Below are 25,398 nucleotides of genomic sequence, written 5' to 3'. Positions count from 1 at the left end.
CTGAATCAGGCCGGTCGAAACTCGACCGTCAGATGGCTGACTTCATGAACCGGCTTCAGACGTTCACGAATGCTGTCGGCGTTCGCAGTGGCTTCACCAAGGACGCTGACGATGGCCGCATGAGCTTGCGGTCCAACTCGCCAGACGTGCAAGTCGGTGATGGTGGCATCCCCAGGTTTCTCAACCCGTTCACGGATTTCCTCGGCAACGTGTGCGTCTGTCTGATCCAGCAGTACACCTGCGGTGACCCCCATCAAGATCCACGCCCAGCGCGCGATAACGATAGCGCCGACAATGCCCATGACCGGGTCCAGCCACACCCAACCGAGATACCGGCCGGCGAGCAGTGCAGCAATGGCCAGAACCGAAGTCAGCGCGTCCGCGATGACGTGGACGTAGGCCGATTTCAGGTTGTTGTCGTTCCCATGATGGTCATGGCCATGATCGTGATCGTGCCCATGACTATGCCCGTGACCCAGCAGCAGGGCGCTGACAATGTTGACGATCAAGCCGGCAATCGCGATGAGCGTAGCGGTGCCGAACTGAACTTCCGTTGGCTGCAAGAGACGTATGACGGACTCAACGCCAATTCCCAGGGAGACCATACCGAGAATCAGCGCCGAGGCGAACCCGCCCAAGTCTCCAACCTTTCCGGTACCGAAACTGTAGCGCTGGCTGAAAGCGTGGCGTTTTGCGTATCCATAAGCGGCCGCCGCGATGCCCAATGCGCCGGCATGGGTTGCCATGTGAAAGCCATCGGCCAGCAACGCCATCGAGCCCGTCATATACCCGGCGGTGATCTCGCCGACCATCATCACAACGGTCAGTATCACAACCCAAAGCGTACGCTTGGCGTTTTCGTCGTGCGCTGAGCCAAGGAACATGTGGTCGTGTGTGTAGTTGATGTTGGAGCTGCTCATGAGTGTGTACCTGCGTTCACTTGGAGTAACGGCGAATGGCCTCAAGAAGTTCTTCGACGCCCTTGTTTCGCTCCTCTTCGCTGAGAGCAGGGTTCGCGACATGCTCCCGCGCGTGGTCCTCGATGATTTCCTCCATCAAACCGTTGATGGCTCCGCGAGTGGCGGCAACAAGGTGCAGTGTTTTGGCACAATCGAGATCCGATTCCAATGCCCGTTCAACGGCTTGGATTTGCCCGGCGATACGTTTTACGCGTTTGAGAAGATCGCCTTTGTTTGCTGCAATATGGCCCATGGGATACCCCCCCTACCTATGTATTGTGCATGATAGGCATACCCCTATACCTATGCAATGTCAGGGGCGGAGAGGGCATCTATAACCCCTGGCAGGAATTTGCGAGGGGGCAATCGAGAGGACCTGGAATGAGCGCTTCTGGCTGATTGTTGCCGTTCACCATCGACACTGATGCTCACCAGCTGCCCCCTTGGACTCGAGCAATGGATATCGCTTGGATGAATGGCAGTTCCTCAGCCTGCGGGACGTCTGGAAATCAGCTGTACTTAAATTCCGACATCGAGTTCCTGGAGATCAGATTATGAGAAAGCACAGGACGTTTGGTTGGGTAGCCATGATTTTTCTTCTGGTGGCGAACGGGGCAGCTTGGGCGGCCACCGAACGAGCCGAGACGCGTCGTTCCGCGCGCGATGTCAGGCAGGAGACGCGCCAGGGTGCGCGTGAGACGAAACAGGATTGTCGAGCGGCCGATGCCAAGAGCAATCCCGGTTGCCGACAAGACAAGCGACAAACGAAGCAGGAAGGACGTCAAAAAGCCCGGGATATCAAGTACTGAACCTGGACGCTCGAACGGCGGAAACTGGCCGATTTCGGTCAGTCATGGACGGCAGAAATCGGCCAATACCCGATATTTCTCACCCTGGCTCGCAGACGTTTTCGGTCCATGTGCCGTCACAGCCAGCACGTGAAATCTTGCTCGAAAATCCGTCATAACATGTTATGACCTCACTCAAAAATGCCGTTTGGCCCAACAAATACGGCGTTTAATGGACGAATGGTCGTAAGGCGTCAAGCGCGGGGAATTGCTAGGGGCCTGAAGCCACTACAGGCGACTCAGATCGGCGCGTTCGTCGCGGTGAAGTGAACTTCACTTTGATCACGTGTCACATTAAGTCCTCGTTAAGAGAACTTCAGTGGAGGTATAGCCTTATGAACATGGCCACAATTGTCAGTGCCGTGATTTCCAGTCTCGCGCCAACTGTCTTCGACCAGAACGGCCTGCAAGAACCCGGCGCGCATGTCTCAGCCGTCGATTACCACTACGGTATGGAAATCGATGTGAAGCGGGTACTGCAGCGCACTGATACATCCAACAAGACAGGCGTGGTACCGGTGACCCTGGTCTATGAAGACAGCCTGGGTGAGGTTCACAAGATCCGTTTCCTCGAATGGGGCGCAAGCCCTGCAAATCCCACCAGCATCGCCTGATCCGCTCGCCGATAGGGTTCTGGATCTCGCCGACTCCAGAAGCGGAAGTTAAACCTCATATGCACTAAGTACGGATGATTAAAAGTTCATTCGCGAAAATCACTATTATCCTGGCAGCATAACACTGCGAGATTATTTAATAATAATTGTTGGATCCTAATTACAATCAGCAACGGCAAACTCCAATCAAGCTGTGCCGAGAACTATGTTGATTCACTATTGAAGTCAAGAGGTAACCATGGAACTTAGTATGATTTCTTCGTCCACCGTGGAATATTTTCGTTTGGGCGTTGTGTATTTCCATCTTATCGCCTGCTGTGTTGCAATCGGTCTTGTCTTGACCAGTGACGTTGCAATGGTCAAGCAACTCCTGAAGGGGGACGTGTCGGGTCACCATGATGACGCACATATGGAAAGCCTTCAAAAAACCGTCGTACTTGCACTTGTAGCTCTTTGGATTACGGGCATTGGCATTATCGGGATCGATTATGCCGGCAAGGGGATGGAGTATTTCCAGAATCCAAAGTTGCAAGCAAAAATCGGGATCGTTGTACTGCTGACCTTTAACGGCTTCCTGTTGCATAGCGCTGTATTGCCGGCGCTGAAAAAAGCCGGTTCGTTACTTGAACTTTCCTTCAGCCTTCGCATGCTGGCGCTGTTCTCGGGTGCGCTCTCTGGTGTGTCGTGGTTCTATGCCGCCATGTTGGGTGTTGGTCGTCCGCTGGCCTGGAAATACTCGCTGATCGAGTTGCTGGCAGCCTATCCGGTTCTCATCGTTGGTGGATTCGCAATGATGGTACTGCTCACCGCCTGGGCAAAAAGCAGAGAGACCGACGGGCGTATGGAGCAAGGCACCTGGACGCAACAAAACGCCGCCCTGGCTTAATGCTAAAGTCAGGTTGAATAAGCAAGTAATGCTTTAGCAAATAACTACCACTGTTATCTATTAATAAACTCTCACTTGAGGAAACCCAAATGAAATCCATGAAAGTTCTTTTCGTCGCCGCCGCTCTGACCGCTTCCACTCTGGCTATGGCCACAGGTGGCGGTGATCGGACCTTCACACGCATGGAGTCGGCCCGGAAAGTCTCGATGGAAGCCTTCCAGGTTGCACAGAAACAGAAGGCTGAAGCCGCTGTTGCCGAAAGCAAAGCCAAGGCGACCGATCGCACCAACGGCTGATCTGTGTCGGGTCATTAGGGGACAGGCCACATTTTCTAAATGTGGTCTGTCCCTGAAATCCCGCCCCTGAAATCCCCTGGCTCCTTCATCGAACATCTGCGTTGAAATCCAGCACCCGCGTGGCACCGTCAAAGTGACGCGATCTCGTGTCCGATGGATCAGCAACAGCTCTCAGCCTTCGGGGCCGGTAGCCAGAGGCCAACCGATGCGTGCTGCACGGAGGAGGCTGGCCTTAACAACCAAGCGGTGAAATGGGGCAATAACGAATATGTAGGCCCGGCCTAGACGGTTGTGGCACTGGACCACGGTTGAAAAAACGAGTTGGCGACTGCCTTCTGGCTCTGCCTCTCCAGAACACAGGATCGATATCCGGAAGTCGAGGTGCTTGTCGTCCTCTCCCAACACGATTTCAGTCTGGTTCGAGCTGTAGACCTTGAAGATTTGAATCCGATCAGCAAGCGTTGCCAAATGTCTGGCTGTCTTGATACCAAAACAGGCAACGATAGTGTCTCGGACTTTCATGAGCCATCCGATCCAGGATGGCTGGTGGGAAAGGATGAATCGAGCCAGCAAATCTGGATTGCTGGAGGTGCCCGCCGGGAGCCGAATCGCAAAAGCGTCTGCCAGGTTCATCGGCTTGTAAAGGTGGGTGATGCCGGACCTCGAGGGTACTGGCACGGACATAATGAGCTCAAATTCTCGGGGCATCGGGGATCTCTCCTGAGTTCCAACTACCAATTAGATGACATGCCATGTCGCGTTTCTTGTTGCGATGGTTTGTCGTATAACGCTCCTTGTCGGATGCTGAGCCCGATCAACGCATCATAGAGCTCTTGCTGCCCAGCTGGCAAAACAGGGAGCAACGTCGCACGGCGCTTGCCGACATCGAACCAGGATTCAACCAGCCATCCCACCAGATAGAGCGCCGAAAGGCATCCGCCAGCAGTTGCAACGTTCCCCTGGCAAACAAGAGGCTGGTCCAGGGGTTCAAGTCCCAGAGCTTGCAAGCTCGATCGTGCATCCGGATGTGTAGTTGCTTGGCCGCTGAGCAGCCCAAGCCGTTCGAGAATGAAAGCTCCGGCGCATATGGAGCCGATTCGCTGGCGTCTGGAGTCAAGTTCAAACGACGGCAGGAAATCCGGGGCGGCAAGTGCAGCGGGTATCCCTTCCTTGCCGCTGACGAACAATACCGCGTCGGCACTATTGGCCTCGGAAAGCGGACCGTGCACCGAAACAGGCAGGCCGTGCGCCGATCGCACGATAGCGCTGGAACCCAATATCCGGACGTGCCAGTCCTCAGTGTTGCGGCACAAAATGTCCCACATCAGGAATAGGTCGATATCAGTGAATTGGTCGAAAGCAACCAGAACGATTTTCTTCAAGGCGAGCTCCATGAAAAGTGCTAGCGTGCAAAACGCAACGGCTATCTTTGCTGGTGTTCGCAGCGTATCAATCGGTTGCGCGCCATACACAGTCTGTATGGCGCTAAACATGGAGCGAAATAACGGGTGGGAAAATTAACTCGCAACCATTGGATCGCGGCTGGTTTTGAGGCCCTCGACCAAATAGGACATAGTGGTGTTTCGGCCGAGAGTCTATCGCGCCGATTGAATGTGACCCGCGGATCGTTCTATCACCATTTCCGTAATCGCGAAGACTTTGTCCGCACCTTGCTGGCCGCTTGGGAAGAAGACTACACGGAGCGCATGCTCACTTATGCGGCGCAGGGTCGTAGCGCGGGCGAAATCTTGAAACGCTACTTGAGTATTGCCGCTGAGAAACAACCTGGGCGGGAAGTTTCCATCCGCGCCTGGTCGCTGCACGATCCGTTGGTAGGCGAGTTTCAGCAGCGTGTTGACACAAGACGACTGGACTTCGCGATACGGACGTGCCGGCGCTTGGTCCCTTTGCCAGGCGAAGCAGAAGTGATTGGTCGGGTGGCCCATCTGTGCCTGATTGGTGGTCAACAGGCAGGGCTGCGACGTGATGCCGCTCGCTTCAACAGTTTTCTGAGTCGAGCCTTTTCACTTTTCGAAGGGGCTCTTCCACCGTGGCGGGCCTAATTCACGAGCTATAAATTGGGTAACTGAATAAATAGAGTTCGCATGCCGCTAAATTCTCGGCAGCACTCAATTCCTTCACCGAATGGCTGCTTGAACGCCATTCCCTTCAAGGCAAGCCGCCTGGCTAACGCGATCTAGCAGCACCGGTGCAACTTGCAGAGACGTGTCATCAGCCGCGCCCTCGTACCAGGGGGCCTGTCAGCCAATGTGGCTATTGCAAATCACCCATTGCACGCATGACAATGCGAGTAATTATCACTCGCGAATTATTCCATCGTCATGTCCGCCAACGATTTATCCCTGCGTCGCGCCGTCAATGATCTGTATTGCGACCATCACGGTTGGCTCAATGGCTGGTTGCGCAAGCGCCTGGGCAATGCGTTCGATGCGGCAGACCTGACGCAGGACACCTTCGTCCGGGTCATCAAGGCGCGTAACGCACTCGATATCCGCGAGCCGCGACCTTACCTGTCGATGATCGCCAAGGGGTTGCTGATCGATCTGTTCCGCAGGCGTTCGTTGGAACAGTCCTATCTGGAAGCCTTGGCGGCCATGCCCGAATGGCAGCAGCCTTCGTTGGAGGAACAGGCGATCCTGTTGCAAGCCCTGATGGAGATCGACCGCCTGCTGCAAGGATTGGGGACGAAGGTCAAACAGACGTTCATCCTGTCTCAGTTCGACGGTTTGACCTACCCGCAGATTGCCGAGCGCTTGAATATCAGCTCTCGCACGGTCAACAACTACATGGCCAAAGCCATGGAGCATTGCTGCCTGATGCAGATTCAGTTGCAACTGGCATGAGCCTTTCGCCCGTTGAGTTGAAGGCGATCAGCGTTGCCGCCCAGTGGTACGCCCGACTGCGGTCGGGTGTCGCCACCGATTCGGACCTGGCTGCCTGGAACGACTGGCTGGTCGCCGACCCTGCTCATCGACAAGCCTGGCAACGCATGGCGGACGTCGGCGAGCAGATGGCCAGTGTGCCGGGCGCCCTGGCATCGCCAGCGTTGCGTGGAGCTGATCGATCCCGGCGTCAGGTGTTGCGCAGTGTGCTGGTGCTTGCCTCAGCCAGTTCGCTGGGCTGGCTGGGCTGGCGCAGTGAAACCTCGCAGAACCTGTTCGCCGATTTTCGCACCGCCGTGGGTGAGCGCCGTGAGATCCGGTTGGCGGATGGCAGTTCGTTGCTGCTCAATACCGACACCTCGGTGAATCTTCATTTTGACGGTCGTCAGCGTGTGCTCGAACTGTTGCGTGGCGAGATCCTTGTGACGACCGCTGTCGATCCCTTGCAACGACCCTTCAAGGTGCTCACCCGTCATGCCGAGGTGCTGGCGCTCGGGACGCGTTTTATCGTCCGTTCCCTTGAACAGGGCGGCGGGGTGGCGGTGATCGAGAAGGCCGTAGAGGTCCGTTCGGTTGGCGGTGGCTCGACGGTGCGTCTGGAGGCCGGCCAGTCCCTGGACTTTGATGGTCACTCGTTGGGGGCGGTACGGCGCAACGACGCAGCCGTCGGCGCCTGGCAAACGGGCAGCATCATTGCCATCAATCGCCCCTTGGCAGAGTTGCTGGCTGACCTTTCGCGCTATCGCACAGGTGTGCTGCGCTGTGATCCGCGTATCGCTCAATTGAAGGTGTCCGGCGCTTTCCCCATTGATAACACCGACCTGGCGCTGGCTGCGCTGGAGAGTGGTTTCTCGCTGCGGATCACCCGGTTCAGCCGATATTGGGTCGACGTGTCGCGTGGTGATTTGCTCTGAATGTGGGCTTGCTCGCGATAGAACTGAAAATAATTTTCCAGCCTTTGCACTTTTCATACACATCGTTCGGCTCATCCCTCAGTGAGTTTTTATTGATTGTTTTTGGGGGAGGGTAAGCATGTCTCGGGTGTACAAGTCTGATCGTCTGGCGACCGCAGTGACGGTCGGGCTATTGGCGGCAACGACGGCGGGCGTCTGGTCAACGGCAACGCTTGCGGCACAGGTGCCGGCGCAACAGCAGAACCCGGTGAAATCGTTCAACATTCCCGGCGGCAGCCTGACCGAAGTGCTCAGCCAATTCGCCAGTGCGGCGGGTGCCGCCATATCCTTTGATGCGCGACAACTCGAAGGGTTGAAATCCCCGGGCCTCAACGGTGCGTTCGGGATTAGCGAAGGGTTTGCGCGGATTCTGGGCGGAAGTGGTCTGCAAGCCGAACCCCAGGCCAACGGTACTTATGTCCTGCGACCAGCTCCGGCTGCCGGCTCGGCCCTTGAACTGGGCGCGACCAACATCAATGGGCAAATGCTCGGCGCGACCACCGAAAACAGCGGCTCGTACACTACGGGTGCGGTGACTATCGGCAAGGGTGAGCACTCACTCAGGGAAACGCCGCAGTCGGTCACGGTGATGACGCGCAAGATGCTCGATGACCAGAACCTGAACACCATCGACCAGGTCATGGAAAAGACCCCAGGCATCACCGTTTACGACTCGACCATGGGCGGCAAGTATTTCTACTCGCGCGGGTTTCGCATGTCGGGCCAGTATCAGTACGACGGCGTCCCTCTGGACATGGGCAGCCTCTATGTTCAGGCCGACAGTTTCAGCGGTGACATGGCCTACTACGACCGTGTCGAAATCCTTCGCGGCGCAGCCGGGATGATGAAAGGTTCAGGTGGTACCGCCGGCGGGGTGAACTTCGTGCGCAAACGCGGCCAGACGGCCCCGCACACCGACATCACGCTCTCCGGTGGCAGCTGGGACAACTATCGCGGACAGGTCGACACCGGTGGCCCGCTGAACGAATCCGGGACCCTGCGGGGGCGGGCCGTTGTCGCCGAGCAAAGTCGGCATTACTCGGTAGATGACGCCAGTCGCAAGGATCAGGTGTATTACGGCGCGCTCGACGCTGATTTGAGCCCCGACACGACACTCGGCCTGGGCGTTGCCTATGAAGATGTGGACGCCAACCCTTGCTGGGGTGGCCTGCCGCGTTACCGGGACCGCAGCGATTTGAAGCTCAGCCGCTCGACCTGCCTCGATCCTTCGTGGAACACGTGGCGCAGCCAGCGCACCACCGTTTTCAGTGATTTGAATCACCGGTTCAATGATGACTGGAGCTTGAAGGTCGCCAGTGTTTATACAAAAAACACCCAGGACATCAAGTACGCATTCGCTTCCGGCGCCGTGACGCCTGGCACCAATACCACCGGCATGCTGGGCAGCATGTACGATTACGATCAAGTCGATTACGGCCTTGATGCGTACGTGGATGGCAAGTTCAACGCGTTCGGCCAGCAACATGAATTGATCGTGGGCGCCAACGCCAGCCGTTCAAAAAAGGACGACTTCTACTCGGTGGCGTTTCTGAAGCAACGCCAGAATGTGTTCAACCCCGACAAACATATTCCGGAGCCGGATGACAGTTACTTTATCGACAACTCGTCTCGCGGCGGGCCGGTCAATTCGGTGACCAAACAGAAGGGCATTTACTCGACACTGCGGTTGAAACTGGCTGATCCGCTGACATTCGTCGTCGGCAGTCGGGTGAGCTGGTACTACTCCGAAACCGACTCCGACTTCATCAACACAGGCACCTCGGAACATTCCAGCGCTACCGAGACCGGGCAGGTGACGCCGTTTGCCGGTGTGCTGCTGGACCTGAACGAGAACTTGACGGCCTATGCCAGCTACTCGGATATCTTTACCCCGCAAGGCAATTTCCGCTCGGAAGACGGTTCGGCGCTCAAGCCGCTCGTGGGCCAGAGCTATGAGCTGGGGATCAAGGGCGCCTGGTTCGACGGTCGCCTGAACAGTTTCTTCAACCTGTTCCGTACGATCCAGAAAGATCAGGCGCAGACGGACTACAACTCATCCTGTCCTTCATCCGATGGTTACTGCTACGTCAATGCCGGCAAGGTTCGCGCCCAGGGATTCGAGGCCGAGGTCAGCGGTGAAGTCATTGAGCGCCTGCAAGTGCTGGCGGGTTACACCTATACCCAGACCAAAACCCTCGACGACATCGACACCAGCCTGAACGGCGCAGCGTTCAACAGTTATGTGCCTCGGCATGTGCTGCGCATGTGGGGCGATTACGCCCTGAGCGGGCCGCTTGAGCGATTCACGATCGGTGCCGGCGTCAACGCGCAAAGCGATAACTTCCGGGTTTCACCCTCCAGTGGCGAAAAAATCAGCCAGTCAGGTTATGCGGTCTGGAACGGCCGCATCGGTTACCGCATCGACGACACCTGGTCGGTTGCGCTCAACGGCAACAACCTGTTCGACAAGCGCTACTACGCCACCATCGGTACCGAGACCTTCGGCAACTACTACGGTGATCCACGCAACTTTATGGTGTCGGTCAAAGCGAGTTTTTAACGCAGGCCGCGCAGAAAACAACGCGTAACCCGTGAACGAAATGCCCGCTTCGCAAGAGGCGGGCATTTTTTTGGGTTCTTCACACAATTCCGGGAAACACAGAACTGTAGGAGCCGGCTTGCTGGCGATGCGGTCTTGAACTTTACGTTGCCCGTTCGGACGTCATCGCCGGCAAGCCGGCTCCTACAGGGGAGCGCTGCTCACCGCTTGCTGAACGCCAACCGCGCTGCAAACAGAACAAAGATCATGCCCGTCGTGCGGTCCATCCACTTGATGACTTTTTCACGCCGCAGCACCAGGGCGAGTGGCTGTGTAGCGCGAATCAACGTCAACGACCAGATCAAGCCGAGCACCACGTGAATGCTGACCAGGCCAAAAGTCCAGGCAATCAGCGAGTGGCCCTGGGGAATGAACTGAGGGAGAAAAGAGACGTAAAAAATGCCGATTTTCGGGTTGAGCACATTCCCCATCATGCCTTTCAGAAACCAGTTGGCCGTTGGTTTTGCGTCGGTTTCGAGGGGCGACAGCGAGCGGCGCGGGCGCAGCAGCATGTTCAGGCCCAGCCACGCCAGGTAAGCGGCGCCGCAGTATTTCAGGACGTTGAAGGCCAGTTCCGAGACAGCGATCAACGCGCCCAGACCAAAAGCGACGGCGGCGCCCCACAGGAAGCAGCCAGCATTGATGCCCAATGCCGCGCGGAAGGCCTGTTGTCGGCCTTCCACCGTTGCGGTTCGCAGGATCAATGCGGTATCGAGGCCAGGCGTCAGTGTCAGCAACGTGGCCGCGAAGGTAAACGCGAGAAGATTGTCGGCGATGGACATGGGCGTGCGCTTCCAAAAGAGGATGCGCGCACGTTATCACGCGGCGACCTATCGGTTATGCGCGACGTCGGCCAATTGAGCGGTGTCCACGCGAACAAAAGTGGAGTCGCCCACCGCCGTGAGCACGTCCCCGGCGTAGATCTCGCAGATGACCCGGGTCTTGCGCCCGACATCACCTTCGACTTTCGCCCGCAGGGTCAGCGGGACACCCATCGGCGTCGGCTTGATGAACTTGATGCCGAGGTTGCCCGTGACGCAATTGATGCGCGGAAGGCTGGCGGCGTCGCGGTTTTCTGCCCGGTAGTGATAGGCCATCGCGGTCCAGTTGGAATGGCAATCCACCAGCATCGCGATCAAACCGCCGTAGACCAGATCCGGCCAGCCGCAATACCTGGCGTCGGGCACGTGCTCGGCGATGACATGCTCGCCGTCTTCGTGCCAGAAGCTTTTGACGTGCAGCCCATGCGGGTTGCGGCTGCCACAGCCATAACAAACGCCTTCCGGCGCCGCGGTGTCTTGCAGGGAAATGTCGGGTGTGGACATGCCTGGGTCATCCTCAAAAGTGTGGGCTGAACATTTCCCGATTCTAACGCCGAACGGATAGCCGCGTTCATTCCCTGTGCAGGCGTCAGTTCATTCCTCGGCGGTGTCAGGAAGCCTGGCAATCACCTTGATCTCGAATTGAAAGCCATACAGCCACGTTACGCCGACTCCGGTCAACGTCGGGTGCGGTGCGTTACCCCAGAACTCCGGCACGATCTTCCAGATGGTTTCGAAGGTCGATTCGGGGTCGACGATGAACACGGTGACATCAATCACATCGTCGAAGGTGCAACCGGCCGCCACGAGGATCGCGTTCAAATTGGTGAAGGCGAGCCGCACCTGTTTCTCCAGATCCGGTTCGGGCGATCCATCCTCAGCGCTGCCGACTTGCCCCGAGACGAACAAAAAGCCGTGGGAGCGAATAGCCGGCGAGTAGCGATTGCGCTCATATAGCGCCTGGCGTTTGGCTGGGAAAACAACATCGCGCTGCGTCATGAAAGGCCTCCATCAAGGGCTCTGTGTGAACGATGAAGGGACTGTAAGGACTTGCATCGGGGCGATAAACGAGCAACCTTGGCCAGCACTGTTTGTGATATCCAAACAATCCTATCGATACCTGGGGCTGCAATGGACCGTTTTGATGCAATGCAGGCATTCGCGCGGGTGGTGGAGGCGGGCAGTTTCACCAAGGCGGCCGAAACCCTGCACATGAGCAAGACCACCGTGACCCAACTGGTGCAGCAACTGGAGGCCCGGTTGCGCGTCAAGTTGCTCAACCGCACCACGCGCAAGGTCAACGTCACGGCTGATGGCGCCGTCTATTACGAGCGGGTGTTGCGGCTGCTGGCCGACATGGACGATGCCGAAACCAGCCTGTCCGGTGCGTCGACGTTGCCCAGAGGCCGGCTGCGCGTGGATGTGCCGAGCCCGCTGGCGAGGATGATTCTGGTGCCGGCATTGCCTGCGTTTTATGCGCGATACCCGGACATCCAGATCGACATGGGCGTCAGCGATCGCATCGTCGACATCATCGATGAAAACGTCGATTGTGTGGTGCGCGGCGGCGAGCTGATGGACCAGTCGCTGATGGCCCGGCGTGTCGCTGACCTGCCGCTTGGGGTGTTTGCAGCACCGAGCTATCTGGCTCGCGTCGGTGTGCCTTTGCATCCGCAAGAGCTGGAGGATTCGGATCATCGAGTCGTCGGCTTTTTGTGGGCGCGCACCGGCAAACCGGTGCCCTACGCGATGTACAACGAACGTGAGCGTGTGCAGGTCAAAGGACGTTATGTACTGGCCGTCGATGATGGCAACGCATTTCTTGCGGCGGGCCTCGCCGGGCTCGGTGTGCTTTGGCTGCCCAAATACATGTCCCGGGACTACGAGGCTCGCGGTGAATTGGTACCGCTGTTCGAGGACTGGAGTCTCGAGACGATGCCCTTGTATGTGGCCTTCCCGCCGAACCGGCACATCAGCCTGAAGCTGCGCGTGTTTATTGATTGGGTGGTCGAGTTGATGGCGCAGCATGCGCCGGTTGCTGATCGGCCGGGGGCATGAGGCTAGGGGGTAACGATCCCTTTTGCCGCAACCATTCGTTTGATCAATAACCATCATCAAGAATCGCAAGTTCTGTTTTTTCGCCAAGGGAGGAGGATAGCCACATACCGAATTCGCCACCGAAGGAACCTGCGCGATGAGAATCTCTACTCTGTTGGCCCTTGTCGCTGTCCTGACCGGCAGCGTTGCCGCCACCGTGCCAGCATACGCCGCCGAACAGTCCTGCCACTTCCTGCCGGTCGCCGACAGCGCCGCGACTTTGCAACACGCGCAATCAGTGGGCGTGCTCTACAGCGAAAACACCGTCAGCACCCTCGAATACCTTGAGCAGTACCACTCGGTTGCACTGAACGGCGCAAAGAACCCTGAACTGGATTCACGCATCAGCGGCGCCTTCGTCGACAGCTCCGATCCGAAACGGGCGATCAACTGGCTGATGGGGTCGTTGCAGAAAGAGTTTGCCTCGGTGACGGTCTACGACAACCTCGATGCGCTGGTGCAGGCGCACCCGGATGTGGTGGTGATGCTCGACACTTACAGCCGTCTGGTGTCCAAGCGCAACAACCAGGTTGAAGCGCGGTTCATGGCCAAATTCTACGACTCGAACCTGCAATACATCGGCAAGGCCGAGGGCTCGCGCGCACAACAAATGCCTTCGGTCTGGGTGCATGGCAAAGCCGCACCGGAGATCGCCGCGCAGATCGACCAGCAAACCGCATTGCAAGTGAATGCACTGAAACAGTTCGACACCTCGCTGAAGGCGCTGGTGACCTCAGGCCATGTGGCTCAAATCGCGATCAACTGACGCTTCACCGCAATCCTGTAGGAGCCGGCTTGCCGGCGATGGGCCCCTCTGAACCCTGCATCGATTGTGTTTGCACAAAGGCTTGGCTAATCTCGCACAAACCCGCAAATTCAGGCATAAACATGCATGACCATCACTCGGCCGCCGAACTCCCTCATCTGCGCCGGCAGAAAATCCTGCTGATCCTCGAACGTGACGGCAAGGTCATGGCCTCCGAGTTGAGTCAGCATTTCGCCGTCTCGGAAGACACCATCCGCCGGGACCTGTCGGAGTTGGCCACGGCCGGTCTGGTGCAACGTGTGCACGGCGGCGCGCTGCCTCGGCCCAAGGACACGGGCAAGGATTACTTCACGCGGGTCAGCGAAACCGATGAGGTGAAAACCCACCTCGCGCAGCTCGCCGCCAGTCGCGTGGAGAATGGCCAGATCGTGATGTTCGATTCCGGCACCACCACGCTGCAAATCGCACGTTCGTTGCCTTCGGACATTTCCATCACCGCCATCACGACCTCGCCAATGACCGCCATCACCCTGGCCGAATACAAAGGCATCAAGGTGATTCTGGCAGGCGGGCAACTCAACCTCGCGACGATGTCGGTCAGCGGACACGAGACCGTGCGCTTGTTGCAGGGCATCAAGGCGGATGTGCTGTTCACCGGGGTTTGCGCGATTCATCCGCAAGTTGGCATCAGCTCGTTGCACTTCGATGAGGTGCCGGTGAAACAGGCGCTGCTCGACAGTGCTTCGCAGGTGATCGCCGTCACCACGGCGGACAAACTGGGCGCGGTCGAGCCGTTTGTGGTCGCGCCGTGCAACCGTATCCATACGCTGATCACCGAGCGCCATGTGGCGTCGGGCGATGTCGGGGATTATCGGAAACTGGGGATCGAGGTGGTTCAGGCGCTGGCCTGAACCTGTCCCGCTGGCGTTTCAGCTCAACACGAAATCGACGGGTTCAAGGGCCGGAGGAAGTTGTGTTTCACCCAGTGCCGCGAGGATTTCGCGCTCGATGTTGCGCACCATCGCATGGGTCGGCAGATCGTTTTCGTCACGCCCGAACGGGTCCTCCAGTTCATCGCCAATCGCATCCAGGCCGAAGAACGTGTAGCTGACAATGGCGGTGAAAACCGGTGTCAGCCAGCCCAGCGACTCTGCCATGGCGAAGGGCAGCAAGAGGCAGAAAAGGTAGGTCGTGCGGTGCAGCAGCAGGGTGTAGGCGAAGGGCAGTGGCGTGTGCTTGATCCGTTCGCAGGCCGCTTGCGAACGGCTCAGGCTCGTCAGGTGGTTGGCCATGATCGTATAGCGAAACTCACTGATGGCTTCGGACTCGCCGAGTGCTGAACATTGCTCACCGACATGGTTGAGAATGCGCCCGCTGATGTCCGGCGCGTTGTCGTCCGGCCTCGGCTCAAGCCATTCACCAGCCGCGTCCAGTTCGCGCTTGCCGTGCAATTTTGCGTTCAACGCGTGGGCGAACCCGCAAAGGTTGCGCAGGATGTTCTGCCGCACGTGCGCGTCCTTGATCACTTGGGTTTCGCGGATCATCGAACGGATCGCGACGATCATTTCGCCCCAGGCTTTACGGGCTTCGTACCAGCGGTCATAACAGGCGTTGTTGCGAAAGCTCATGAAAATCGATAGCGACAGGCCGAGCAAGGTGAACGGCGTCGCGTTCACTTTGGCGAAGTAGTTGGGGTGCAGGCTTTCCACGAGCACGATGATGGACGCCAGCAGCGTGACCATCAGGCAACGCAGCGCAATTTTTCTGGCGATCGAGCCCTTGAGCGAAGTGAGGATGTTGATCAGATTGGGTTTGGGGCGGACGATCATGGTGCTTTGCCTGTGTCGGAGGGCGCTGTTCACGAAATGAGTGCGCGCAGGCTAGAAGCAACGGGCCGGGGCGTCCAATCACTTTAGATGACCAGTTGATTGACAGAGTCTATGACAACGCCAAACGCGGATCTGTATCTGTAGGAGCGAGCCTGCTCGCGATGGACTTCAGGGCGCCGCGTTCATTCAGGAAGAACACGTCATCGTTTACGTCCATCGCGAGCAGGCTCGCTCCTACAGGAGATGCGGTTTACGGCGAACCGAACATCACTGTCCAGTAAATCCCCGAATCGCTCTTCGGGTCCACCGCATACGCCGCGCCCAGCTCGTGATACTGCGGGTTCATCAGGTTCGCGCAGTGACCGGGGCTGGCGACCCAGCCATCGACGAGCTTGCGCACACTGTCTTGCCCGGCGGCGATGTTCTCGCCGATCTGCTGGCCGCTGTAACCCGCCAGTTCTGCCCGGTCACCCGGCGTGCGACCGTCGCGGTCCTTGTGATCGAAGTAATTGTTGTTGGCCATGGACCGCGCATGCGTCTCGGCGGCTGTCGCCAGTGTGGCGTTCCAGGTCAACGGCGTGGCGGCGGCAAAGGATTGCGTGCCGCACTGACGTGGACGGCTGCGGGCGACGTTGAGTTCGGCGAGCAGCTTCTGGCCTTCCGTCTGCCAGTCGCCCAGGCGCGCACTCAACAATGGACGGGCCACCACGATGCGCCATTCACGGTCCTGGCGGCTCACGCCGATGTCGACGAATTGCGGATCGAGCACTATCTGGCAAAAGCTCTCCTGGATCGCTTTCATCGCCGCCGCCGCATCGCGCGGCCCGGACAGGCTGATCGCCTGCACGTTCTTCATCGGATAATTCGCGGCGACCATGGCCTGTTGCAGATTGCCGATGCTGGTGGCGGACAACGCCAGCCGTGGATCACCCGCCAGCGGCGGCAGTTCCGACGAGACCTGGCCTGCGCACCGCTGGTTCTGGCTGCGGTAATCGTTGATCGAGTCGATCAGTTGTTTCTCGTCGGTCGCCAGCGCATTCATGGCGAACAACAGCCCCAGCGACAACGTGGCAAGACGCAAAACGGGTGGCAGGACACGCATGGAAATCTCCCTTGTTCGGACTGCGCCCATGATGCGCGATTTCACCCCTGTGAGCGCAATGCCTTTTCGCTCCGAAATACAGGTTGTCGGCCATCTGTCGAAATGAAAACGGGCAACTACAATCAAGCGATGTCGCCGGCCAGGGCGCTCAGCGTCGACAGTTTGATGCTTGAATCCAGTCCACTCAGAAGGGTCGATCATGCGCTTGATTTGGATAGCAACCTGCTTTGCAATCACGCTACTCGGCGGCCAGGCATCGGCGACTGAACAGGAACAAAAAAAGGAAGCGGCCGAAAACAAGGCCGAAGTGTTGGAACAGAAAGCGGCGGAGAAGGGGGCCGATGTGCCGGTGCCCAAGTCCGAAGCGATTACCACCTCCGAAGTGCAGGCGGTCGACCCGGCAGGCGCGTCGCCGCTGGACGATGCAATCACCTGCCTGGCGCGCTCCATTTATTGGGAAGCCAAGGGCAAATCCTCCGCCGACATGGAAGCCGTGGCCAGCGTGGTGATGAATCGCCTGGGCCATGAGGGCTTTCCGGACACGGTGTGCGCGGTGGTCAAACAAGGTTCTGAAACCAAGAATTGCCAGTTTTCCTGGTGGTGTGACGGGCGTTCCGATCAGGTCCAGGAAGAAACCCAATACATGATCGCCAAGGAAATCGCGCGCAAGGCACTCAACAAGCAGCTCAACGATCGCACCAACGGGGCGATGTATTTTCACGACCGCAACGTGAACCCCGATTGGGCCGGCGAATACATCAAGACCACCGAGACCAGCATGTTTCTCTTCTATAAGCCCAAGGGTGGAGAGGCCCATTAGCGATGTCATCTGGATGTCATCGAACCCATGTAAAAATTCTTGCAAACCGTCTTGAACGTTCAGCGGGCCTGGGTCTGCTGACAGATGAATTTGCAAGGAATACCTCAATGAAAGGAGATGCCTCCCTGTTTGCGGCCATCGACCTGGGTTCCAATGCGTTTCGCATGATGATCGGCCAGTCGGTCAAGCGGAATCAGCAACTGGTGATCCAGGAAGTGAAAACCCTGCGCGAGCCGGTGCGTCTGGCGGAGGGTTTTCAGGGCGGTGCGCTGGACGAAATGGCACTGGATCGCGGATGGCAGGCACTCGCGCGATTTGGCAAAAAGTTACGCGGCTTTGAGCCCGGTCGTGTGCGGGCGGTGGCGACCAGCGCCGTGCGTGAAGCCGACAATGCGCAATTATTCCTGGCCAGCGCAGAGCGGCATCTGGGATTTCGCATCGACGTGATCTCCGGGCATGAAGAAGCGCGGCTGGTTTACGCCGGTGTGGCTCACACGGTTCCCGGTACGGAACGCAAACGGCTGGTGATCGACGTCGGTGGCGGCTCCACGGAATTGATCCTCGGGCAGGGCGCGCAGCCGCTGTTGACCGAGAGCATTGCCATCGGCAGCGGCACCTTTGGTGCGCGTTATTTTCAAGGTGGGCGCATCACCGCCCCGGCGCTGCTGGAAGCCGAGCGTGTCGCCACCCTGCAATTCGAACGCGTGGCGCGCCGTTATCGCTCGCTGGGCTGGCAGCAGGTGATCGGCTCATCAGGCACCGCACGGATGCTCGCCAAAGTGCTCAAGGCCAACGGTTTGAACGACGAAGGCCAGAGCGGCATTACCTACAGCGGCCTGTTGCGCCTGTCGCTGCGCCTGCTGGAAGTGGGGCACGTCAATCAACTCAGGCTCGCGGGCCTGCAAAGTCACCGCCTGAGCATCCTGCCCGGTGGGCTGGTGCTGATGCTGGCAGCGTTCAAAGTCTTCGGCGTCTCGCACATGACACCGTCCGAGCCCGGTTTGCGGTTCGGTGTGCTGCATGGGTTGATGTCCCGGCACTGAGTGCCAGCCGCGATCCCTCCATAACTTCGCATAGTTCAACGCATCGACCACGGCAGAGCCTCGTGTTGCCGGCTAACGGCTTTCCGTTAGGTGTAGACCTGATCATGGCGTACAGTGAAAATTCGATGGCCTGAAAAGCTATCAAGCCTCCTTTACGGTCATCAGGAATTGGCGTTATGCACGAGATCGGCCTCATCGTTTACCCCGAATTCCAGGTGCTGGGCCTGGCCATGTGCGCGGCGTTCGAAATGGCCAACGGCGCCGCCGACGAGCCGGTGTACAGCCTCACCTTGTTGTCGGAACACGGCGGGACGGTGCAGACCTCCGCCGGCTTCGGCGTGGAAACCACCGCGTTCGATCAGCGCTCGTTCGACACGCTGCTGGTGATGGGCGACAACCTGATCCGTCCGGTTTCATCGGGCATGGTGGCGTTTCTGCGCAGCGCCAGTCAGAGCTCTCGCCGGGTCGGCTCGATCTGCACTGGGGCCATCGCGCTGGCCGAGGCCGGTCTGCTCGATGGCCGCCGAGCGACCACGCACTGGTGCCATGCACCGGCGCTGCAGCGGGCCTACCCGAAGGTGAAGGTGGAGGAGGACCGGATCTTCATCAACGACGGCAACGTCTGGACCGCTGCCGGTATGAGTGCCTGTGTCGATCTTGCATTGGCGCTCGTGGAAAGTGACCTCGGTGCAGAAGTGGCGCGGCGGGTGGCCCGGCAATTGGTGGTGTACCACCGACGCGCGGGCGGGCAGTCGCAGTTTTCGGTGATGCTTGAACTCGAGCCCAAGACTGACCGCATTCAAGCCGCGTTGACCTATGCCAAGCAGCATTTGAAGTCCGAGCTGTCGGTCGAGGAACTGGCCAGTGCCGCCCACCTCAGCCCGCGACAGTTCAGTCGCGTCTTCCATGCCGAAACCGGTCAATCACCCGCCAAGGCCATTGAAAACCTGCGGGTGGAGGCCGCGCGACTGATGATGGAAACCGGCCGGCACGCCATCGATGTGGTGGCGACAGAGACCGGTTTTGGTGATCGCGAGCGGATGCGCCGGGCGTTTATTCGCGCCTTTGGTCAACCTCCGCAAGTCATCCAGCGTGCGAATCGAGGCTGACTTGCGTGAACCACAATTCCGAACCTCCGCGTAATCTGTAGGAGCCGGCTTGCTGGCGATGGCGATTTCGAAAACGCCATCGTCGGTAAGTCACTTGCGTGGCTTAAAAGGTGGTGTATTCGACATTTGAGCCAAAATATTATTGGCGTAATCTCGATCTCGTTGAAGCCCATTCCCCACTGAGATCACCGCCATGACCATCGTCAAAGCCGCTGCCGTCCAGATCGCACCTGTGCTCTACAGCCGTGAAGGTACTGTAGAAAAGGTCGTCGACAAGATCCGTGAACTCGGCGAGAAAGGCGTGCAGTTCGCCGTTTTCCCGGAAACCATCGTGCCGTACTACCCATACTTTTCCTTTGTGCAGGCGCCGTTCGAAATGGGCTCCGAGCACTACAAATTGCTCGATCAGGCTGTCGTCGTGCCTTCCGCGACCACCGATGCCATTGGCAAAGCCGCCAAGGACGCGAACATGGTGGTGTCCATCGGCGTCAACGAGCGCGATGGCAGTACTCTCTACAACACGCAATTGCTGTTCGATGCAGACGGCACCCTGATTCAGGCCCGTCGCAAGATTTCACCGACCTATCATGAGCGCATGATCTGGGGCATGGGCGATGGTTCCGGCCTGCGCGCAACCGACAGCGCTGTTGGCCGCATTGGTCAACTGGCGTGCTGGGAACACTACAATCCGCTGGCGCGTTACGCCTTGATCGAGGATGGCGAACAGATTCACGCCTCGATGTACCCCGGTTCGTTCGCCGGTGAGCGGTTCACCCGCCAGATGGAAGTCAGCATCCGCATGCACGCGCTGGAATCGGCGTGTTTCGTGGTGAACTCGACGGCCTGGTTGTACCCGGAACAGCAGGCGAAAATCATGGCGGACACCGGTTGCGGCATTGGTCCGATCTCCGGTGGTTGCTACACCGCGATCATCGATCCGCAAGGTGAAGTCGTCGGCGCACTGACCGAAGGTGAAGGCGAAGTCATAGCCGACATCGACTTGTTCCAGATCGAAATGCGCAAGCGTCAGATGGATGGTCGCGGCCACTACAGCCGTCCGGAAATCCTCAGCCTGAACATCGACCGCACACCGCATCGCCATGTGCATGAGCGCAACTTGCAGCCGAAGCTGGCCGTCACTGCGCAAGCGGAAGAGGTGTGATCATGAAAGTCATGGTCATCGGAACGCTCAAGCCCTGACCGCCGGGTGATCTTTCTGATGACCGTCGACTCGGTCGCAAAGGCTGACACGTTGCTCAAGGCATTGCCGCTGGGGGGGCGCCAATGCCGGCCATAAAACTGACCTGAATCAACCCGAATGGCACGGCAATACACAGGGGGATGGCCGTTTGTCATGCGTATGGTTATGCTCGCAACGTTTTGCATTTGCCTATCATTAACAACCACAGTGAAGTCATGAGCCAATCAGAGACGCGTGCGACTGCCCTTGCGCTGTATCCGGAAGATTCCCGCGAGGCCGCGGCGCTGCTCAAACAAGCCATTCCGCTGATGGTTCGTCACAACATTCCACCCAATCCGGTGCATTACGCGCTGTGGTACACCTACAGCAAAGGTCTGGACCCCGAACTCAATCGTCATCTGGACCGGGTGGTCAAAGACTTCGATTGCTTCCCACCGGAATCCGCCACCCGGCTTTTCCGCGACTACATCATTCGCGACGAGCTGGAAGAGGCTCGCGCCGGGCAGCAACAGGCGATCAATCTGGTGGACGACATGCAGCGCGACGTTTCGCGCAGCGTCGAGGGCAATCTCAACTTTCAGAGCAGTCTGGGACGTTGCCTGGAAATGCTCGAGTCGCCCGTCAATGAGCGCTTGCCGGGCATTTTGAGTGAGCTGCAACAAAGCACCCAACTGATGCACAGTCAGCAGGAACAGTTCCTCTCCCAACTGCACTCGGCCCAGAGTGAGATCAAGAGCCTGCGCAGCAAGCTTGAGCGTGCACAACTGGCGGCCACGCTCGATGGCCTGACCGAATTGCTCAACCGTACCGCTTTTACCCGTTTGCTGGAGCAGGCGCTGAGCAATGAGTCCCAGGGCGTCGCGCTGGTCATGCTGGATATCGACCACTTCAAGCAATTCAATGATCAGTACGGTCACCCGTTGGGCGACCGAGTGCTGCAGCATGTCGGGCAGGTGTTGCGCAGTTCGTTGCCACCCCACGCCACGGCGGCGCGTTACGGTGGTGAAGAGTTCTGCGTGATTCTGCAACACTGCGCCGACCTGGCGAGTGCCGCTGTTTTTGCTGAGCAACTGCGGGTGAAAGTACAATCGTTGCGGATCAAGGCGCGGGTTGATGGCAAGGTGCTCGATACAATCACGGCGTCCTTTGGCGTGGCTTTCGCGCAACCCGGCGAGAATATGGACAGCCTCCTGACCCGCGCCGATGATGCGCTCTACCAGGCCAAGCGCGCTGGGCGGAACCGGGTGCATCGTTAAGCGCTGAAACGCCTTTCAAGCCGCCGGCCCGATCTATTTGCTGCGGGGTTTGTGCATCGTCGTCATCCTGGTCGGCGTTATCGGACTCAAGCGGGTCACGGGAAAACCGAGAAGTTTTGAAATAAGGCAATTTGCTGGCCCCGAAGCCCGAAAGTTACAGACAGAATCACTTTAATTTCAGGTGGTTAGGGCTGGCTTTAAATGCGCAATGTATGGATTAAGCTGATTTCGTTAGGCCTGGCGGGCATCGCCGTCTCCGCCCAGGCCAAAGACCTTCAAGCCAATGACCGGTATATGTGCAGCTGGGGCGCGGGCACTGCAGCCAGAGCCCAGGAACTCAAACTGGCCGGCGTTTCGCTGTACGCCGCCCGCCAGAAATTACAGACCTACAAGTTCAGCAAACCGTGGATGCGCATGACGGCCATGGGTATTACCGAGCAAACCTACGACAGCCCGTCGCGGATCAAACCTGCGGCACTGCGCCAGAGTTTCTACGAAGATTGCGTGCGCTTTAAGTTGGCGCGTAAATGACCGAGTGAGCTACAACCCATCCTCCATCAGCTTCAGATACTCCGGGCTGTCGGAGATCGAATTGTGCCCCACGCCAGGAATAACCTTCAGGGTCGCCACACCTTTGGTGAAATGCCCGTAGAGTTTTTCTGTGCTGGAGGGCGGGATGACTTCATCCTGCCCGGCCGCGAGCAACAGCGTCGGTATCGAGATGTGCTCGGCGTATTTCCACGATTCGAACTTGTCCTGCAGCAGCCACTTCACCGGGAATATCGGGAACTGGCGGACGGCGAGGTCTTCAAGGCTGTTGTAGGGCGTGATCAGGATCAGTCGGGAGGCCGGGCGCTGGCTGGCGAGGCGTACGGCGACGCCGGAGCCCAGGCTGCGGCCGACCACGGCGATGTGGGGATGGGTGTCGTAGACTTTGTCGAACAAGGTCAGGGCATCGCGGGAAATCGCCTCTTCGGAAGGTGAGCCGGTGCTGCCACCGAAGCCCCGGTAGTGCAGCAAGTACAGGGCATGGTCGGGGAATACCTGGGAAAACACGGGCAGGTTGCGCGAAACGTCCTCGGCATTTCCACCAAAATAAATCAGTGCATTTGGCCCGTCGTGCGGTTTGACGGTGACCTGCACCTGCGCGTCCGCCACCGATAGCGTGAGCAGCGTTTCGGGCGCCCCAAGCGCGGCGGGTTGCGGGAAGTAGATCAGGGCTCGCTGGAACACGAACAGCGCGACGCAAAGCGCCAGGTACAACGCGGTAACGATGACGACGAGATACATCAGGGTGCGCGACATTCGGCTAACGTGAGTGGGTGGCATTGACTGCTCTGGGCCTGACGACCGCGACGGCTTGATCGCTTTCAGAGTGTAGTTGAATCACGGCGGGCCCCTTGGTGGTGTGGTTTTTGAGGGGGCATATCCGTTACCGCAGCAACGGACATGCCCCCAACCGCCCAAACACCAACCAACCCTCAGTTAGTATCCAGATCCACGTTCTTGGTCTCACGCAGACAGATCATCCCCACCACCAGGCTCACCGCAGTAATCACCACCGGGTACCAAAGCCCATAGAAAATGTCCCCGGTGTACACCACCAACGCGAACGACACCGTCGGCAAGAACCCGCCAAACCAACCGTTGCCGATGTGATACGGCAGGGACATCGAGGTATAGCGAATGCGCGTCGGAAACAGCTCGACCATCAACGCCGCCAGCGGCCCGTAGCACATGGCCGAGATGATGATCAGCGCGACGATCAGCGCCACGATCATCGGTTTGTTGATCAACTGGACGTCGGCTTTTGACGGATACCCGGCCAGGGTCACCGCACCCCGCAGGGCCGCTTCGTCAAAGCCTTCAAGCCTCACGTCACCAACGCTGACCTGTACGCCGCTGCCGGCCGGGGCCGCTTCGCTGCTGTAGGGCAGGCCCTGTTTCACCAGGAAGGTTTTGACCTTGTCGCACGGGCTGTCAAATTTCGCCTTGCCCACCGGATCAAACTGGAAGGTGCAGGTCGCCGGGTCGGCCAGTACGGTAATCGGTGCCTGACGGCTGGCCTGGTCGATCGCCGGGTTGGCGTAATGAGCCAGGGTCTTGAAGATCGGGAAGTACAGCGCGGTGGCCAGCAACAGGCCGATCATCAGCACCGGTTTGCGCCCGACCTTGTCCGACAGCCAACCGAAGAAAATGAAGAACGGCGCGCCGATGATCACGCTGACGATCAGCAGGCTGTTGGCCAGGGCCGGGTCCATTTTCAGGAACTGTGTGAGGAAGAACAGCACGTAGAACTGCGCCGCATAAAACGTCACCGCTTGCCCGGCGTTGATGCTGAACAGCGCGATCAGCACGACCTTGAGGTTTTCCCATTTGCCGAAGGAGTCACGCAGTGGCGATTTGCAGAGTTTGCCTTCCTCTTTCATTTTCACGAACGCAGGCGATTCGTGCAGGCTCAGGCGAATCCAGGTCGAGATGCCCAGCAGCACGATGGAAAACAGAAACGGAATCCGCCAGCCCCAGACTTCGAACTGATCACCGGTGAAGTAGCGGCAACCCAGCACCACGAGCAACGACAGCAGTAGGCCGAGGGTCGCGGTGGACTGAATCCAGCTGGTGTGGAATCCGCGTTTGCCGATGGGCGCGTGTTCGGCGACATAGGTCGCAGCGCCGCCGTACTCACCGCCCAGGGCCAGGCCCTGAAGCATGCGCAGCACCACGAGGATGATCGGCGCGGCGATGCCGATGCTCGCGTAAGTCGGCAGCAACCCGACGCAAAACGTCGCGACCCCCATGAGGACGATGGTGGCGAGGAAGGTGTATTTGCGCCCGATCATGTCTCCCAGCCGCCCGAACACCAGCGCACCGAAGGGCCGCACGATAAAGCCGGCGGCGAATGCCATCAGTGCAAAAATGAACGCGGTGGTGTCGTTGACCCCGGCGAAAAACTGTTTGCTGATCACCGCCGCGAGGGCGCCGTAGAGGAAAAAGTCGTACCACTCGAACACCGTTCCCAGTGACGAAGCGAAGATGACTTTGCGGGTGTCACGGCTGGCATCGGTGCTGCGCGTGATTTCCAGAGATTGAACGTGTTCTGACATATCGGTATCCCTCACAGTGATTGTTTTTGTTGTTCCACTGTCGGCACCGGCCTTGTGGGCGGGTGCCGCTACTGTCCGTGCATCGGGTGACATCGATGTTGATTGATCCGCCGCTATCGCTGGCAAGCCAGCTCCTGCAGTTGATCTTTGTCGTTCATATTTCTTGTGCCCCACCTACAACCCTTGTAGGAG

The 25,398-nt window shown here is 58.4% G+C and carries 28 protein-coding genes; 17 read left to right on the top strand and 11 right to left on the bottom strand.

The genetic code is table 11. The features are described from left to right. Positions 1–5: 5 nt before the first annotated feature. Together dmeF and KGB24_RS22415 are read right to left on the bottom strand one after the other, a co-directional pair. Positions 6–920 carry a CDF family Co(II)/Ni(II) efflux transporter DmeF gene (gene dmeF / locus KGB24_RS22420; protein WP_223416296.1) on the bottom strand — a complete coding sequence of 305 codons (915 nt, stop codon included), beginning with the start codon at positions 918–920 and terminating at the stop codon, positions 6–8. A 16-nt stretch (positions 921–936) separates the two neighbouring features. After that, positions 937–1,212 (bottom strand): metal/formaldehyde-sensitive transcriptional repressor, encoded by a 276-nt coding sequence (locus KGB24_RS22415; protein WP_008033367.1) that lies wholly within the window; start codon positions 1,210–1,212, stop codon positions 937–939. Positions 1,213–1,426: 214 nt separating this feature from the next. Between KGB24_RS22415 and KGB24_RS22410 the strand changes: the two genes are divergently transcribed. From KGB24_RS22410 to KGB24_RS22395, 4 genes are all read left to right on the top strand, one after another. After that, positions 1,427–1,768, top strand: a complete 342-nt coding sequence (locus tag KGB24_RS22410) for a hypothetical protein (RefSeq protein WP_223416297.1) — start codon at positions 1,427–1,429, stop codon at positions 1,766–1,768. Positions 1,769–2,142: 374 nt separating this feature from the next. Then, positions 2,143–2,421, top strand: coding sequence for a DUF2790 domain-containing protein (locus tag KGB24_RS22405; RefSeq protein ID WP_008033362.1), 279 nt, complete (start codon positions 2,143–2,145; stop codon positions 2,419–2,421). A gap of 238 nt (positions 2,422–2,659) precedes the next feature. Further along, on the top strand, positions 2,660–3,307 hold the full coding sequence (locus KGB24_RS22400) for a hypothetical protein (protein ID WP_008033361.1): 648 nt from the start codon (positions 2,660–2,662) through the stop codon (positions 3,305–3,307). Positions 3,308–3,396: 89 nt separating this feature from the next. Then, positions 3,397–3,603, top strand: coding sequence for a co-regulatory protein PtrA N-terminal domain-containing protein (locus tag KGB24_RS22395; protein WP_008033360.1), 207 nt, complete (start codon positions 3,397–3,399; stop codon positions 3,601–3,603). Between the two features lie 171 nt (positions 3,604–3,774). Here the strand turns inward: KGB24_RS22395 and KGB24_RS22390 are convergent, their stop codons facing one another. Together KGB24_RS22390 and KGB24_RS22385 are read right to left on the bottom strand one after the other, a co-directional pair. Then, a complete protein-coding gene (locus tag KGB24_RS22390) occupies positions 3,775–4,311 on the bottom strand; it encodes a DUF2867 domain-containing protein (protein ID WP_223416298.1) in 537 nt (178 codons plus the stop codon). A gap of 23 nt (positions 4,312–4,334) precedes the next feature. Next, positions 4,335–4,985, bottom strand: coding sequence for a DJ-1/PfpI family protein (locus KGB24_RS22385; protein WP_223416299.1), 651 nt, complete (start codon positions 4,983–4,985; stop codon positions 4,335–4,337). A gap of 126 nt (positions 4,986–5,111) precedes the next feature. Here KGB24_RS22385 and KGB24_RS22380 point away from each other — a divergent pair, with 126 nt between their 5' ends. The 4 genes from KGB24_RS22380 to KGB24_RS22365 all read left to right on the top strand — a co-directional run bounded on the left by KGB24_RS22380 (position 5,112) and on the right by KGB24_RS22365 (position 10,019). After that, positions 5,112–5,666, top strand: a complete 555-nt coding sequence (locus KGB24_RS22380) for a TetR/AcrR family transcriptional regulator (protein ID WP_223416300.1) — start codon at positions 5,112–5,114, stop codon at positions 5,664–5,666. A 279-nt stretch (positions 5,667–5,945) separates the two neighbouring features. Beyond that, positions 5,946–6,467 carry a sigma-70 family RNA polymerase sigma factor gene (locus KGB24_RS22375; RefSeq protein ID WP_223416301.1) on the top strand — a complete coding sequence of 174 codons (522 nt, stop codon included), beginning with the start codon at positions 5,946–5,948 and terminating at the stop codon, positions 6,465–6,467. After that, positions 6,464–7,420, top strand: coding sequence for a FecR domain-containing protein (locus KGB24_RS22370; RefSeq protein WP_008033355.1), 957 nt, complete (start codon positions 6,464–6,466; stop codon positions 7,418–7,420). The genes KGB24_RS22375 and KGB24_RS22370 overlap by 4 nt, the downstream gene beginning before the upstream one ends. A 118-nt stretch (positions 7,421–7,538) precedes the next feature. Further along, entirely contained in the window at positions 7,539–10,019 is a 2,481-nt protein-coding gene (locus KGB24_RS22365; protein ID WP_223416302.1) for a TonB-dependent siderophore receptor, read from the top strand. 200 nt (positions 10,020–10,219) lie between these two features. Here KGB24_RS22365 and KGB24_RS22360 read toward each other — a convergent pair whose 3' ends face one another. The 3 genes from KGB24_RS22360 to KGB24_RS22350 form a co-directional block, all read right to left on the bottom strand. Next, a complete protein-coding gene (locus KGB24_RS22360; protein ID WP_008024109.1) occupies positions 10,220–10,840 on the bottom strand; it encodes a LysE family translocator in 621 nt (206 codons plus the stop codon). 48 nt (positions 10,841–10,888) lie between these two features. Beyond that, entirely contained in the window at positions 10,889–11,383 is a 495-nt protein-coding gene (locus KGB24_RS22355) for a PaaI family thioesterase (RefSeq protein WP_223416303.1), read from the bottom strand. 90 nt (positions 11,384–11,473) lie between these two features. After that, positions 11,474–11,878 (bottom strand): RidA family protein, encoded by a 405-nt coding sequence (locus KGB24_RS22350; RefSeq protein WP_223416304.1) that lies wholly within the window; start codon positions 11,876–11,878, stop codon positions 11,474–11,476. Between the two features lie 132 nt (positions 11,879–12,010). On the opposite strand from KGB24_RS22350, the gene KGB24_RS22345 reads away from it, so the two are divergent. The 3 genes from KGB24_RS22345 to KGB24_RS22335 all read left to right on the top strand — a co-directional run bounded on the left by KGB24_RS22345 (position 12,011) and on the right by KGB24_RS22335 (position 14,653). Continuing rightward, on the top strand, positions 12,011–12,937 hold the full coding sequence (locus KGB24_RS22345; RefSeq protein WP_008024114.1) for a LysR family transcriptional regulator: 927 nt from the start codon (positions 12,011–12,013) through the stop codon (positions 12,935–12,937). A 136-nt stretch (positions 12,938–13,073) separates the two neighbouring features. Further along, positions 13,074–13,742, top strand: coding sequence for an ATPase (locus KGB24_RS22340; RefSeq protein ID WP_223416305.1), 669 nt, complete (start codon positions 13,074–13,076; stop codon positions 13,740–13,742). Positions 13,743–13,864: 122 nt separating this feature from the next. After that, positions 13,865–14,653, top strand: a complete 789-nt coding sequence (locus tag KGB24_RS22335; protein WP_008024119.1) for a DeoR/GlpR family DNA-binding transcription regulator — start codon at positions 13,865–13,867, stop codon at positions 14,651–14,653. Between the two features lie 18 nt (positions 14,654–14,671). Here the strand turns inward: KGB24_RS22335 and KGB24_RS22330 are convergent, their stop codons facing one another. Together KGB24_RS22330 and KGB24_RS22325 are read right to left on the bottom strand one after the other, a co-directional pair. Beyond that, on the bottom strand, positions 14,672–15,571 hold the full coding sequence (locus KGB24_RS22330) for a bestrophin family protein (protein ID WP_223416306.1): 900 nt from the start codon (positions 15,569–15,571) through the stop codon (positions 14,672–14,674). Positions 15,572–15,821: 250 nt separating this feature from the next. Next, on the bottom strand, positions 15,822–16,673 hold the full coding sequence (locus tag KGB24_RS22325; protein ID WP_223416307.1) for a CAP domain-containing protein: 852 nt from the start codon (positions 16,671–16,673) through the stop codon (positions 15,822–15,824). Between the two features lie 199 nt (positions 16,674–16,872). On the opposite strand from KGB24_RS22325, the gene KGB24_RS22320 reads away from it, so the two are divergent. From KGB24_RS22320 to KGB24_RS22295, 6 genes are all read left to right on the top strand, one after another. Then, positions 16,873–17,493 carry a cell wall hydrolase gene (locus KGB24_RS22320; RefSeq protein ID WP_223416308.1) on the top strand — a complete coding sequence of 207 codons (621 nt, stop codon included), beginning with the start codon at positions 16,873–16,875 and terminating at the stop codon, positions 17,491–17,493. A gap of 107 nt (positions 17,494–17,600) precedes the next feature. Beyond that, entirely contained in the window at positions 17,601–18,536 is a 936-nt protein-coding gene (locus KGB24_RS22315) for a phosphatase (protein ID WP_008024127.1), read from the top strand. Between the two features lie 176 nt (positions 18,537–18,712). Continuing rightward, positions 18,713–19,645, top strand: a complete 933-nt coding sequence (locus KGB24_RS22310; protein ID WP_223416309.1) for a GlxA family transcriptional regulator — start codon at positions 18,713–18,715, stop codon at positions 19,643–19,645. Between the two features lie 193 nt (positions 19,646–19,838). After that, positions 19,839–20,807: a nitrilase-related carbon-nitrogen hydrolase gene (locus KGB24_RS22305; protein WP_223416310.1), complete on the top strand. Its 969-nt coding sequence runs from the start codon at positions 19,839–19,841 to the stop codon at positions 20,805–20,807. Positions 20,808–21,061: 254 nt separating this feature from the next. After that, on the top strand, positions 21,062–22,102 hold the full coding sequence (locus KGB24_RS22300; protein ID WP_223416311.1) for a GGDEF domain-containing protein: 1,041 nt from the start codon (positions 21,062–21,064) through the stop codon (positions 22,100–22,102). A gap of 201 nt (positions 22,103–22,303) precedes the next feature. Continuing rightward, positions 22,304–22,633 (top strand): hypothetical protein, encoded by a 330-nt coding sequence (locus KGB24_RS22295; RefSeq protein WP_008032532.1) that lies wholly within the window; start codon positions 22,304–22,306, stop codon positions 22,631–22,633. Positions 22,634–22,642: 9 nt separating this feature from the next. On the opposite strand, the gene KGB24_RS22290 is transcribed toward KGB24_RS22295, so the two are convergent. After that, entirely contained in the window at positions 22,643–23,431 is a 789-nt protein-coding gene (locus KGB24_RS22290; RefSeq protein WP_223416312.1) for an alpha/beta hydrolase, read from the bottom strand. Between the two features lie 152 nt (positions 23,432–23,583). Next, the gene (locus KGB24_RS22285; protein ID WP_008032527.1) at positions 23,584–25,206 is read right to left on the bottom strand and encodes an MFS transporter; all 1,623 of its coding nucleotides are present in this window, start codon (positions 25,204–25,206) and stop codon (positions 23,584–23,586) included. Between the last annotated feature and the right edge of the window lie 192 nt (positions 25,207–25,398).

This window comes from Pseudomonas sp. BF-RE-25 (assembly GCF_019956105.1).
Taxonomy (GTDB): Bacteria; Pseudomonadota; Gammaproteobacteria; order Pseudomonadales; family Pseudomonadaceae; genus Aquipseudomonas; species Aquipseudomonas migulae.
Note: the sequence above shows the minus strand (reverse complement) of the source record. Positions and strands in the feature narration are given on the sequence as shown.

Bases quoted from the DNA above. Each gene is read 5' to 3' on its own strand.
- KGB24_RS22295 (WP_008032532.1), top strand. From the start codon at position 22,304: ATGCGCAATGTATGGATTAAGCTGATTTCGTTAGGCCTGGCGGGCATC.
- KGB24_RS22285 (WP_008032527.1), bottom strand. From the start codon at position 25,206: ATGTCAGAACACGTTCAATCTCTGGAAATCACGCGCAGCACCGATGCC.
- KGB24_RS22370 (WP_008033355.1), top strand. From the start codon at position 6,464: ATGAGCCTTTCGCCCGTTGAGTTGAAGGCGATCAGCGTTGCCGCCCAG.
- KGB24_RS22415 (WP_008033367.1), bottom strand. From the start codon at position 1,212: ATGGGCCATATTGCAGCAAACAAAGGCGATCTTCTCAAACGCGTAAAA.
- KGB24_RS22405 (WP_008033362.1), top strand. From the start codon at position 2,143: ATGAACATGGCCACAATTGTCAGTGCCGTGATTTCCAGTCTCGCGCCA.
- KGB24_RS22375 (WP_223416301.1), top strand. From the start codon at position 5,946: ATGTCCGCCAACGATTTATCCCTGCGTCGCGCCGTCAATGATCTGTAT.
- KGB24_RS22325 (WP_223416307.1), bottom strand. From the start codon at position 16,673: ATGCGTGTCCTGCCACCCGTTTTGCGTCTTGCCACGTTGTCGCTGGGG.
- KGB24_RS22330 (WP_223416306.1), bottom strand. From the start codon at position 15,571: ATGATCGTCCGCCCCAAACCCAATCTGATCAACATCCTCACTTCGCTC.
- KGB24_RS22365 (WP_223416302.1), top strand. From the start codon at position 7,539: ATGTCTCGGGTGTACAAGTCTGATCGTCTGGCGACCGCAGTGACGGTC.
- KGB24_RS22345 (WP_008024114.1), top strand. From the start codon at position 12,011: ATGGACCGTTTTGATGCAATGCAGGCATTCGCGCGGGTGGTGGAGGCG.
- KGB24_RS22320 (WP_223416308.1), top strand. From the start codon at position 16,873: ATGCGCTTGATTTGGATAGCAACCTGCTTTGCAATCACGCTACTCGGC.
- KGB24_RS22290 (WP_223416312.1), bottom strand. From the start codon at position 23,431: ATGCCACCCACTCACGTTAGCCGAATGTCGCGCACCCTGATGTATCTC.
- KGB24_RS22340 (WP_223416305.1), top strand. From the start codon at position 13,074: ATGAGAATCTCTACTCTGTTGGCCCTTGTCGCTGTCCTGACCGGCAGC.
- KGB24_RS22305 (WP_223416310.1), top strand. From the start codon at position 19,839: ATGACCATCGTCAAAGCCGCTGCCGTCCAGATCGCACCTGTGCTCTAC.
- KGB24_RS22315 (WP_008024127.1), top strand. From the start codon at position 17,601: ATGAAAGGAGATGCCTCCCTGTTTGCGGCCATCGACCTGGGTTCCAAT.
- KGB24_RS22350 (WP_223416304.1), bottom strand. From the start codon at position 11,878: ATGACGCAGCGCGATGTTGTTTTCCCAGCCAAACGCCAGGCGCTATAT.
- KGB24_RS22355 (WP_223416303.1), bottom strand. From the start codon at position 11,383: ATGTCCACACCCGACATTTCCCTGCAAGACACCGCGGCGCCGGAAGGC.
- KGB24_RS22400 (WP_008033361.1), top strand. From the start codon at position 2,660: ATGGAACTTAGTATGATTTCTTCGTCCACCGTGGAATATTTTCGTTTG.
- KGB24_RS22310 (WP_223416309.1), top strand. From the start codon at position 18,713: ATGCACGAGATCGGCCTCATCGTTTACCCCGAATTCCAGGTGCTGGGC.
- KGB24_RS22390 (WP_223416298.1), bottom strand. From the start codon at position 4,311: ATGCCCCGAGAATTTGAGCTCATTATGTCCGTGCCAGTACCCTCGAGG.
- KGB24_RS22395 (WP_008033360.1), top strand. From the start codon at position 3,397: ATGAAATCCATGAAAGTTCTTTTCGTCGCCGCCGCTCTGACCGCTTCC.
- KGB24_RS22300 (WP_223416311.1), top strand. From the start codon at position 21,062: ATGAGCCAATCAGAGACGCGTGCGACTGCCCTTGCGCTGTATCCGGAA.
- dmeF (WP_223416296.1), bottom strand. From the start codon at position 920: ATGAGCAGCTCCAACATCAACTACACACACGACCACATGTTCCTTGGC.
- KGB24_RS22335 (WP_008024119.1), top strand. From the start codon at position 13,865: ATGCATGACCATCACTCGGCCGCCGAACTCCCTCATCTGCGCCGGCAG.
- KGB24_RS22360 (WP_008024109.1), bottom strand. From the start codon at position 10,840: ATGTCCATCGCCGACAATCTTCTCGCGTTTACCTTCGCGGCCACGTTG.